We start from the raw sequence: 11,296 nt of genomic DNA on the forward strand, positions 1-11,296 counted from the left end.
TTTATTCAACTTGTAGCCTGGATGCAGCGCAGCGGAATCCGGGTTTTAGTAATTCATTCATGTTTCATAAAACCCGGATTCCGCTGCGCTGCATCCAGGCTACATATTTTTATAAATCAAGCACTTAACTTGATATGCTCCATAGCTAATTCAGTACTTTTTAAGAATGATTGCTGAGTAACAAAACAAAAGTCTCCATGACTGTCTTTGGAAAACCCTGCAACTGTATGTGATGATGGATCATTGGCTTTCAGTGTATTAATCAATGTTAAATGCAGTTTAGGCAATCCGATACTCAGCATGCACTGATCATCTTTTAAAGGCTTTAATGAAACAAATTGAGACATTTTGACTTTATTACCCAAAGGATCACGCCAACCTGCAACAGCCGCGCTGGTTGCATCCTTTTCTTTAAGATTTGCAGAGTAAAATCCATTATCATCATTTAAGCGACAAAAAGTAGTACTGATTTCATGTGCGCTTTTCTGCTCATCGTTTAATGCCAATTTGCCAAACCAGGCTTTATTCCCGGTAACAAATTGTTCTTTATCATCAATCTGTAAATGTCCATTAAGCTGGCTTGTCTGTAAAACGGCAAGTTTTACTCCTGGACGCAAGACTAAGGTTTCATTGTCTTTATTTGCTTGCTTTAGCATGTCCACCTTGAAATTAAAACCTTTTTTGTCTGCCGCTTTAACGCCAAAAATCCAACTGTCATTAATTGGATTGAAACGAATAAAAGCATAACCAACATGCCAATCAAGTGGCGTTGATTGTTCTATCTTTTCTTTGCCTTCGTAAAAAAATACCAACTGGTTTGTTTGTCCATCAATTAAAGCGGCTTTAGTTTGGAAATCGAAGCCTTGACGCTGCATTTCAAAAAAATAGCCGTATTTATCCCCACTCTCATTTTTCACCATACCGGAAAAAGTCCAACTCCCGATGGTTGGTTCGATGGATTGTACCGGTTGCGGCATGGGTTCTATTTCAGATGCAAACAATCCTGTACTTGTGTGGAATATTATTAAAAATAAAAAACAGCGAATCCAAGCAAACATAATCAGCAATAACCTTTTAACTGTTGATGTAACCACAATGCGTCCCAAAATGCATCATCCAATACAGCGTCTACAGGCAAATAATGCATGGTGTCCGAACTAAATGATCGGCATTTCACTGCATCTTTTTCCGTCATAATAATAGGTGATTTGGAATAATTCAAATCATCTGGCTTAAACTGATAATGATCAGGATAAGAACAGCTATCGAATTCTATCCCTAATTGCAACAAAGTGGAATAAAAACGTTGAGGGTTACCAATTGCAGCAATCGCTTCCCATTTTCCAGGGAATGTATGTGCATCAATGTCCTCATCCGTACTTAATTTTTTAATTTTTCCAGGTTTTAATTTCATGGGATATGCATTGTTCCACTTGCCTTCATTGACCACAATAAAATCAACTTGTTCCAAGCGCATAGCAGATTCCCTTAGTGGCCCTGCCGGTAAACAAAAACCGTTACCTAATCCTCGGGTCCCGTCAATAACAGCAATTTCAATAGCTCGTCCCATGCGGTAATGCTGTAATCCATCATCGCTAATAATGATTTGGCTTTGATGTTTTTCTAAAAGATAGCGTACAGCCTGGGTTCGTTTGGGTGCAATCACTACAGGGCATTTGGTTTTTTGTGCTAACAGCAAGGGTTCATCGCCAACTTTTAAGGCAGAATCATTGGCTTGAACTTCATAGGGAAATTGCTTTATTGCTGCACCATAGCCACGACTCACAATGCCAACCCTTAACCCCTTTTGTTGTATTCTTTTAGCCAACTCAATAACCAAAGGGGTTTTACCCACTCCTCCAACCGTTATATTGCCAACAACAATGACAGGAACCGGGCAACTTATTTGACTAAACCGTTGCAAAAAATAGCGTCTGGCCGAAACAATCGCGGAATAGACCCAAGACAATGGACGCAATATCCATTGTAACGGATGATGATGACCATACCATAGCTGCTCTAAGAAGGAAGACATCAGGCTAGTGCATCCTCATGAATTGTATCTGAATGTTGTATGCTCTGAAGCTGTGCATAATACCCTTGTAAGTCAAGTAATTCTTGGTGGGTGCCTTGTTCCACAATGCGTCCATGTTGCATCACAATAATCTTATCTGCATGTTTAATCGTCGATAAACGGTGCGCAATGACTATAGTCGTTCGATTTTTCATAACTTCCTCTAAAGCAATTTGTATGTATCGTTCTGACTCACTATCCAACGCAGATGTTGCTTCATCAAGAATTAAAATAGGCGCATTCTTCAAAATGGCCCGAGCAATCGCTATCCTTTGCCGCTGACCACCGGAAAGTAACACACCATTCTCACCAACACATGTATCATAACCTTCGGGTAATCGACTAATGAATTCATCGGCAAAAGCCATTTTAGCGGCTCGTATAATTTGTTGTCGGCTTACATCCGAGCGGCCATATGCTATGTTATTAGCCAAAGTATCATTAAAAAGGGTCACATTTTGACTTACCAAAGCCATTTGCTCACGCAAACTGGCCAAACTTATTTGATTGATGGGGGTATTATCCAAAGTAATCATACCTTGAGTCACTTCATAAAAACGAGGTAATAAACTGGCTATAGTTGTTTTCCCGCTTCCAGAATGACCTACCAATGCAACCGTTTTACCCGCTTCAACAGTAAAATTTACATCATGTAATACACTTTCCCCTTGTCTGTAAGCATAAGATACGTGTTTAAATTCAAGAGCCCCCTGTGCTCTTTGCGACAAAACGATACCCTGCTCTTGCTCTATAGGCAGATCCAACATATTGAATACACTTTCTGCGCCAGCCAAGCCTTTTTGTATTACAGCATTCAGGGTGGTTAGAGTTTTCATCGGTTTAATCAGCTGTATCATTGCTGCAATAATTGCTAAAAAAGAACCTGCAGAAATAATCACTACTGTAGACAATTGAATTGCTGCAGCGATGATTGCTGCAATGCCTATAGCAATAACAATTTGCACTCCAGACACATTGAGTGCCTTACTCGCAGCAACTTTCATATCGTTCTGGCGTGAATGCTCTATAGCCTTACCGAATTTTCCATATTCATAAGCAGCACCGCCAAAAATACGCACTACCCGATAACCTTCAATTGCTTCACTGGCAATTTCAGTCACCTCACCCATTGTTTTTTGTACTTTATGGCTTATCCGCCGCACACGCTTGTTAGTGTAATTTACAATCAAACCAACAAAGGGAATAGTTAATAAAAACATGAGTGATAATTGCCAGCAAATTACCATCATAACGGTGAGAAAACCTATAATTAAACACGTATTTTGGACAATATCTGTTAAGGCATCGGCACTAACCTGAGCTACCTGTTCCACATCATAAAGAATTTTAGAAAGCATTTGTCCTGAAGTTGCTTCATCGTAAAAATCAGCAGGCAAATGAAGAATATGCTTAAAAACTTTTTCCCTTAAAACTTTAACTACTGATCGGGCAACCCAAGTCATGCAATAACTACCCAGTGAACTAACTAGCCCTCTCAAAGTAATCCCTATTAAAACGATATAAGGAATTTTCTTAATAAAATCCATATCAACATTAATAAAGCTTTTATCAAAAAAAGGCCGCATCATGTAGGTAAAACCAGCATCAATCAGAGAATACAAAATATTGGCACAAATACCTAATGCCAGTATGGGCCAAAACGGCTTCACATAAGCTAACAAACGTTTGTATAAAATGCTGGTTTTAACAGAAAGTTTCTTTTTCATGACTCAGTAGTTCAATCGAAACATGGGTTATTGTAACTGTTATTACATGGAAGTGCTAATATTCCCTTAACGCGCCCTATGTAGCCCTGGACGCCGCAGCAGCACCCAGTCTCTTGATCATATCTCTGTCCACCCCCCACGGCTTGTCCGTGGGTCCAGTATTTTAGGGCAGATCTCCCAGATCCAGCGGCCAAGCCTCGGGACGCGGGAATAGGTCTGGACTAGTTTTTCAGCGATGTGTAGAAGATTCAGGTACAGCACGGAGGAGCAGGGGCTCAAATATTCGTTCACATCAAAAAAACAGCTTACCCCTGGACTACGCCTAGGTATCTATTGGCAATAAACCTCATTCCAAGGTCATTTTGATTCGTGTATAAGCACAATGAAATCCTACTTTTTGCACATTACAATCGGACACGCTCCCGGGTTCTGTGGTAACCGTTGCCCAAGATACTCCTTGCTGTTTTGCAGTATTCAATCGAGCCATTAATAATTTTTTTTGTAACCCTTTTCCTCGATAAGCAGGTAAAGTACTGGTAACCCCTAAATCACAAAAATCCCCATGGATGGCAAGTGTTGCCCCAGCCACAATGACATCTTTATCATAAACAGCATAGGCGCTGACTCCGTTAGATCGAACATAACGAAAAAATTGATCTTCGGCTTCAATAGCATCAAAGCCAAGAGCTACCCTTTTGGCCCACTCTCTTGTTTCGCTCGACTTTATTTCTCTAATCGTGAAAGAATCTGCAACGCAATCAAGCAGCTGATATGCTTTTAAATCCAAGATTGAGACATTATTTAATTCACTGATACAATAACCACGCTGACTTAAAAATATGGGGAGTTCATTTCCTACAAAAGGGCATAATTCAATATCTATTCGTTTATGATTTAATGTCCTATAAAATTGTTCTATGCATTCAATTTCAGACTGAAAATGCTTAAATTTCGTATTAAATCCCCACCCTACTACCTGTGACAAGTAAGAATCAAATCCTGAAAAACAGGCAGCACCCCCATTAATTTCCAATATCTTTCCTTGAAGATACTGCTGAGTTACTTCGATATGAGTTTGCTTGATGCAAGACTCCATTTGTGTCGCCAGATCTTTAGTAATACATTTCATCTTAAATATTATTCCATCGAACCTGAGAGAGCCTCACGAATTTTTTTGCCCTACGTATCGCGCTTTATGCGGTATCCAGAGAATCTTACTTTAAAAAAGAACTCAGAAATACTTCAACGCATCGTCCTGGATACCGCGCATAAAGTGCGATACGTAGAAGAGATGAGCACAGAATTCTTTTATCTACTGTTTTATTTTAATCCTTTTGCTACATCATATACCAAACTGGGCCCCTGATAAATCAAACCTGTATACACTTGGATTAATGAAGCACCTGCATCCAACTTTGCCTGTGCACTGCTGCAATTGTCGATGCCCCCTACTCCGATTAAAGTGACATCGTTACCTACGTGTTGTTTTAGCAAGCGCAAACATTGAGTAGATAATTCCCATAAAGGTTTTCCGCTTAGTCCTCCGGTTTCTTCAGCATAGGGTAATTGAATCACTCCAGTTCGAGAGCAAGTAGTATTTGTCGCAATAATACCTTCAATACCATAATTCAAAATCACTTCGGTCATTTGTTTTAATGTTTCTGGATCTTCATCTGGTGATATTTTAACCACTAAGGGAACATGGCGCTGGAGTTTATCAGATAATTTAATTTGTTCCGCCTGAATTTGTGACAATAAATTGGCAAAATACTCTTTCTGTTGTAATTGACGAAGATCGGGAGTATTCGGTGAAGAAATATTGATAGTTACATAAGAAGCATATTCATATACTTTTCTTAAACAATGAATGTAATCATCTGCGGCATGTTCTAACGAAGTATCTTTATTTTTACCAATATTAATGCCCAAGATTCCTTTATATCGTGCTTTTTTTACATAGTTCACCAAAGCATCTACACCCTGGTTATTAAACCCCATGCGATTAATAATCGCATCAGCTTCCGATAACCGAAATAATCGTGGTTTGGGATTGCCGATTTGTGGTCTTGGTGTGACTGTTCCTAATTCAATAAAGGAAAAACCTAATTTGGCCAATGCATCCAAATGTTCTCCGTTTTTATCCAAGCCTGCTGCCAAACCAACAACATGAGGAAATTGTAACCCCAAGGCTGCGGTAGGTTTAGGCTTAGCTTTTTTAAAACAAAACTTAGGTACATAGTGTAAAGCAGATAAACTAAAAGTATGTGCCCGTTCAGGATCCATACTAAAAAGTAAAGGACGTAACATTGAATACATACAAAAAAACCTTTTAACCTTGATGAAGCGACATATTACTCAGACTTACTAAAAATTCCTGGATTACGCTCGCTTCACCCAGGGTTGTAATTTAAAGATCACATTTCTGAGCCCAAACACGTAACATTGCGTTTTCAGACTTATGCAAATGATAATCTACTTCTCTAATTTCCACACCATATCCTTCTTTTTGTAATTCCAGTAATACTGGACCTAAAAACTCAGAGGTCTTACCTTCCATGTCATTTAAGGGAAAAATTCTTACTTCTTTAGCTACTCTTGCTAATTCACGAATTACATTTACATGAAATTCGACCGTTTGATCTTCCAAATCAGCAAATAAATAATTTGCACTTAATGCAAAATCAAAAGAGAAATCAGAATAAGGTAAATGGTAATCTGCTGCACCATAATATCGACCTTCAGCCTTACCCTGTTCATAATCAGCAAAGAATTTTTTCATGCCATTACGACGGTTTTCCAGTAATTGCTCTAAACCTCCAGTGCGACTGAAATCAAATTGATCTTGTTCTCGGCGTACTTCATCTGCCATTTGTGCAAAAATCATAACCGCCTTGGACGATAATGTATCTTTATCCAAAACAAACAATGGATCACAACTTACGGCTTGATGCGCTTCCTGAAACTGTTGGGCGTTTACTGCACTGGGACCACATCCATATTCTAAAATCTTGGAATTCATATCCTCTTGAGACAAATCAAACATCTCACGATACTCATCAACACTATGTCCCCAGAGTACTAATTTACGCATGAATGACTCTCCTAAATAGATAACCTGAAACGCTGAAATTTTGACTTTAACTACCCGTTGGTAGTTTTCCTTGGCTTAAGATTAGGCGATTTTTTAAATCAGGTAAAGGAGCATTTTAAAAACATTCATCCCAGAAAGTGTAAACATCAGGAACAGAGAGTGACGAGCAGCTGCAGTGTTTTGAACAAAACGATCTCATTAAGAAATGCTGTAGATATAGATCTATAGATATAGTTCTATCTAAATTTGATAAAATATCAGCGTAAGAAGTGGAGCAATAAAGCGATAAATAATTTTATTCTTGACAGTTTCCTCTTGCATTAGAATAATGGCAATAATCAATAAGATAAATCTCTTTAAGGAACGTTTTACAAGGTAGTAAAATGAAAATTCTAGTTACTGGTGGCGCAGGCTTTATTGGTTCTGCAGTGGTTCGATACCTTATTGAGAGTACTACGGATACCGTGATCAACGTTGATAAACTGACTTATGCTGGAAGTTTAGATTCACTTAATCACCTCATCAACAATCCACGCCATATTTTCCAACAAGTAGACATTCGCTCCCGCGATCAAATAAATTATATATTTGCTACCTTTCAACCAGATGCAATTATGCATTTAGCAGCAGAAAGCCATGTCGATCGATCTATTGACGGGCCAGCGGATTTTATACAAACAAATATTATTGGAACTTATAACTTACTTGAAGCCGCACGCGATTATTGGCAATCATTGCCTGCAATACAACGCCAATCATTTCGTTTTCATCATATCTCTACAGATGAAGTTTTTGGTGATCTGGAAAATAAAAACGAATTTTTTACTGAGACCACCCCTTATGCACCAAGCTCCCCATATTCAGCAAGTAAAGCAAGTTCGGATCATTTAGTTAGGGCATGGCATCGAACTTATGGATTACCAACAATAATAACGAATTGCTCTAATAATTATGGCCCTTACCAATATCCTGAAAAATTGATTCCAGTTATAATTCTCAATGCCCTTGCCGGAAAAAATTTACCTATCTATGGCAATGGAGCCCAAGTCCGGGATTGGTTGTATGTCAATGATCACGTCCATGCTCTTTATATGGTTTTAAAAAATGGGGTAATAGGTTCTACCTATAATATTGGCGGGCATAATGAGAAACAAAATATTGAAGTAGTTCATACAGTATGTGATCTATTAGAAGAATTAGTCCCCCAAAAACCACCACATGTTTCTTGTTACAAAGAATTAATTACGTATGTTAAAGACCGATCAGGCCATGATCTGCGTTATGCCATGGATACAACAAAAATTCAACGGGAATTTGGATGGAAACCCAAAGAAACTTTTGACACAGGAATACGGAAAACAGTGGAGTGGTATTTAAATCATCAAAATTGGTGCCAAAATATTCTAAATAAAGTGCCACAACATAAACAATTAAGAGTCACTGAAAAGGAATTAGCAATATGAAAGGAATTGTGCTCGCTGGAGGTTCCGGGACACGTCTTTACCCTATAACCCAAGGTATCTCAAAACAATTACTTCCTATTTATGATAAGCCCATGATTTATTATCCTTTATCAGTCCTCATGTTAGCGGGTATTCGTGAAATTCTTGTGATTACTACTCCAGAAGATTGCCCAGCATATCAACGCATCTTAGGAAATGGAGAACAATTTGGTATAAAATTATACTATGCGTTACAACCCAGTCCAGATGGCTTGGTCCAAGCCTTTATTATTGGTGAAGAGTTTATAGGTCAAGATAATGTGTGTTTGGTATTAGGTGACAATATATTTTATGGTCTTGGATTTACAAAGAAATTACAAGAAATTGCTGCGCGTCAAACAGGGGCCACTATTTTTGCCTATCCAGTAAAAGACCCCGAGCACTTTGGCGTCGTCTCTTTTGACGAGCAAATGAAAGCGATATCAATTGAAGAAAAGCCAACCGATCCTAAATCAAATTATGCTATAACCGGACTTTATTTTTATGATAATCAAGTTATAAACATTGCCAAACAAGTACGCCCATCCCATCGAGGTGAATTGGAAATATCGTGTATTAATCAGTTCTATCTTGAATGCGGGGATCTCCACGTAGAACTACTTGGACGTGGGTTTGCCTGGCTAGATACTGGCACTCCTGAAAGTCTTTTAGCCGCAAGTTCTTTTGTACAAACTATTGAGCATCGTCAAGGATTGAAAATCGCTTGTTTAGAAGAAATTGCTTATAAAAACAATTGGATAAGCGCAGAAACGCTTAGAGAAATTGCTCTTAAACTAAGTAAAAATAATTATGGAACTTATTTACTTCAGTTAATTGAGCAAAAATGATAAGAGACAAATCTGATGTTATTAACCCCATAAAACAGGATTATATCAAGTGCTTCGTTATGAGATGTTTTGTTCCATGAAACACTCCACTACTTCCGGCAAATAATCCTTCCAACTCTGGCATTGAATATTTAATATTTGTTCGATTTTTGTTGTATCTAAAACTGAATTTTTTGGCCTTACTGCTTTAGTTACATACTCTTCCGATTTTATGGGTTTTAAATGGGTAAGCGCCAAACTCACTCCCTTTTTCTTAGCAAGATCAATAAAAAAACGTGAAAATTCATACCAGCTAGTTACACCTGTCCCAGCATAATGGTAAACCCCCCAATCATTAAAAGGTGGCGTACTTATTTTCGCTACAATCGTTAGTAGTACTCTGGCAATATCTTGCGCTGCAGTTGGCCTACCCCATTGATCAGCAACAACACTGAGCTCCTCTCTAGATGAAGCCAATTTTAAAATTGTTTTTACAAAATTAGCCCCATAAATCCCGAATACCCAACTCACCCGTAAAATAATATGCTCTTTGTGCAGTGCTATAATCGCTTGTTCCCCTGCTAATTTGGATTGAGCATAAACACCTTGAGGACTGGTACTATCTGTTTCGCTATAAGCACCTTTTTTAGTACCATCAAAAACATAATCCGTGGACAAATGAATCAAGGCTATTTTCTTTTGTGCACAATATAGGGCTAACTGGCGCACAAATTCTGCATTAATCCTATGAGCTAACAGCACTTCATCTTCAGCTTTATCTACAGCCGTATATGCAGATGCATTAATAATCAGTTCAGGTTGAAGCGAAGAAAGAGTCGAGCGCACTTCACTGACATGAACACAGTCAAATTCTTTTCTCGTCAACGTAATGATTTGATGTTCTGTTGACATAAACAGCCGAATAATTTCTGACCCCACTTGACCATTAGCCCCTATAACTAATATTTTCATAGAAATCTCGGCAAAAATTGGTGATCAATTAAATCCAAAGAGCTTGCTTGCATATCTTTTGCTGAGAGTTGCACCTCATCAGTTAGAGGCCAATCGATAGCTAATTTTGGATCTCGATAATTAATCGACAACTCACTTTCTGGATGATAAAAGTCCGTACATTTATAAAAAAAATCAGCTGTAGGGCTTAAAACATAAAATCCATGGGCAAAACCTTTAGGAATCCAAAGCTGACGTTTATTCTCCCCAGAAAGAATTACCCCCACCCACAATCCAAAAGTGGGTGAGCCCAACCTGACATCAACAGCCACATCAAAGACTTCTCCAGCCAAAACAGAAACCAATTTTCCCTGAGTATGCTGATATTGGTAATGTAAGCCTCGCAAAACTCCTCTACGCGACCTCGATAAATTATCTTGAACAAAAGTATCTCGTATGCCAAGTAATGCTGCATATCGGGCAGCTTGAAATGATTCATAAAAAAAACCACGTTCATCGCCATAAACACGAGGCTCTATAATTTTCACTTCAGATATTTTTGTATCTAATATATTCATTAACTATCGCTATGTTCAGTATTGATTTACTTTATGTTGGAGGAAAGGCTTATGGCGATCTTTGTGGGAAACCATCACTTCTTGCATTAAATTGAGCCATCAACTGTCCTGTTTTTTCCCAAAATTTGATAATGTCTTCTTGATACCATTCAGGAAAGATATTTTCGTTATTTTTTGCAAATTTATACAAGGTATCAAACATATAACACAAAACACCAGGAGTCATCTCTAATCCAGAATGTTGCATTGAGATTCGTCGGAGTTCTTCTATACGTTTAAATGAACCTATAGAAGTTTTAGTCGCAGCATATTCTCGGCTTGCTGATAAAACGCCATCGACAGGCTGAGGTTCACCCAACGCTGAAAGCCGCATCCACAAATCAGAGTCCATTCCATACTCTAAATCAACATTAAGATATCCTATTTGTTCTAAACAATGGCGATTCATGAACGTTGAAGGTTGCAGGATATAGTTCAAACCCATAACTAATGCATGGCGGTCGAAAGTCAAACTGTTTTTAGGGAAGAAATGAGTCAGTACTTCCCCTGTTTTCGAAACTCGAAATC

General features: G+C 38.3%; 11 protein-coding genes. 2 read left to right on the forward strand and 9 right to left on the reverse strand.

Going from position 1 to position 11,296, the window contains the following annotated elements:
- Nucleotides 1-116: 116 nt before the first annotated feature.
- The 6 genes from A8O27_RS06615 to A8O27_RS06640 all read right to left on the reverse strand — a co-directional run bounded on the left by A8O27_RS06615 (nt 117) and on the right by A8O27_RS06640 (nt 6,892).
- Entirely contained in the window at nt 117-1,058 is a 942-nt protein-coding gene (locus A8O27_RS06615; protein WP_058459157.1) for a hypothetical protein, read from the reverse strand.
- Between the two features lie 2 nt (nt 1,059-1,060).
- Nucleotides 1,061-2,035, reverse strand: a complete 975-nt coding sequence (gene lpxK, locus A8O27_RS06620; protein WP_058459156.1) for a tetraacyldisaccharide 4'-kinase — start codon at nt 2,033-2,035, stop codon at nt 1,061-1,063.
- Complete coding sequence (msbA, locus tag A8O27_RS06625; RefSeq protein ID WP_058459155.1) at nt 2,035-3,801, reverse strand: lipid A export permease/ATP-binding protein MsbA; 1,767 nt, start codon at nt 3,799-3,801, stop codon at nt 2,035-2,037. The genes lpxK and msbA overlap by 1 nt, the downstream gene beginning before the upstream one ends.
- Before the next feature lie 346 nt (nt 3,802-4,147).
- Nucleotides 4,148-4,930 (reverse strand): GNAT family N-acetyltransferase, encoded by a 783-nt coding sequence (locus tag A8O27_RS06630; protein ID WP_058459154.1) that lies wholly within the window; start codon nt 4,928-4,930, stop codon nt 4,148-4,150.
- Between the two features lie 191 nt (nt 4,931-5,121).
- Nucleotides 5,122-6,117: a quinone-dependent dihydroorotate dehydrogenase gene (locus tag A8O27_RS06635; RefSeq protein ID WP_058459153.1), complete on the reverse strand. Its 996-nt coding sequence runs from the start codon at nt 6,115-6,117 to the stop codon at nt 5,122-5,124.
- Between the two features lie 91 nt (nt 6,118-6,208).
- A complete protein-coding gene (locus A8O27_RS06640; RefSeq protein WP_058459152.1) occupies nt 6,209-6,892 on the reverse strand; it encodes a hypothetical protein in 684 nt (227 codons plus the stop codon).
- Nucleotides 6,893-7,275: 383 nt separating this feature from the next.
- On the opposite strand from A8O27_RS06640, the gene rfbB reads away from it, so the two are divergent.
- Entirely contained in the window at nt 7,276-8,355 is a 1,080-nt protein-coding gene (rfbB, locus tag A8O27_RS06645) for a dTDP-glucose 4,6-dehydratase (RefSeq protein ID WP_058459151.1), read from the forward strand.
- Complete coding sequence (rfbA, locus tag A8O27_RS06650) at nt 8,352-9,221, forward strand: glucose-1-phosphate thymidylyltransferase RfbA (protein ID WP_058459150.1); 870 nt, start codon at nt 8,352-8,354, stop codon at nt 9,219-9,221. Before rfbB ends, rfbA begins: the two co-directional genes overlap by 4 nt.
- A gap of 57 nt (nt 9,222-9,278) precedes the next feature.
- Here rfbA and rfbD read toward each other — a convergent pair whose 3' ends face one another.
- The 3 genes from rfbD to A8O27_RS18895 form a co-directional block, all read right to left on the reverse strand.
- Nucleotides 9,279-10,172 (reverse strand): dTDP-4-dehydrorhamnose reductase, encoded by an 894-nt coding sequence (gene rfbD, locus A8O27_RS06655; protein WP_058459149.1) that lies wholly within the window; start codon nt 10,170-10,172, stop codon nt 9,279-9,281.
- Entirely contained in the window at nt 10,169-10,729 is a 561-nt protein-coding gene (gene rfbC, locus A8O27_RS06660) for a dTDP-4-dehydrorhamnose 3,5-epimerase (protein ID WP_058459148.1), read from the reverse strand. The genes rfbD and rfbC overlap by 4 nt, the downstream gene beginning before the upstream one ends.
- A gap of 49 nt (nt 10,730-10,778) precedes the next feature.
- Nucleotides 10,779-11,296: glycosyltransferase family protein (locus A8O27_RS18895; protein WP_211269244.1), on the reverse strand; the 518-nt coding region annotated here is incomplete at its 5' end.

The organism is Legionella bozemanae (genome assembly GCF_001648595.1).
GTDB lineage: Bacteria > Pseudomonadota > Gammaproteobacteria > Legionellales > Legionellaceae > Legionella > Legionella bozemanae.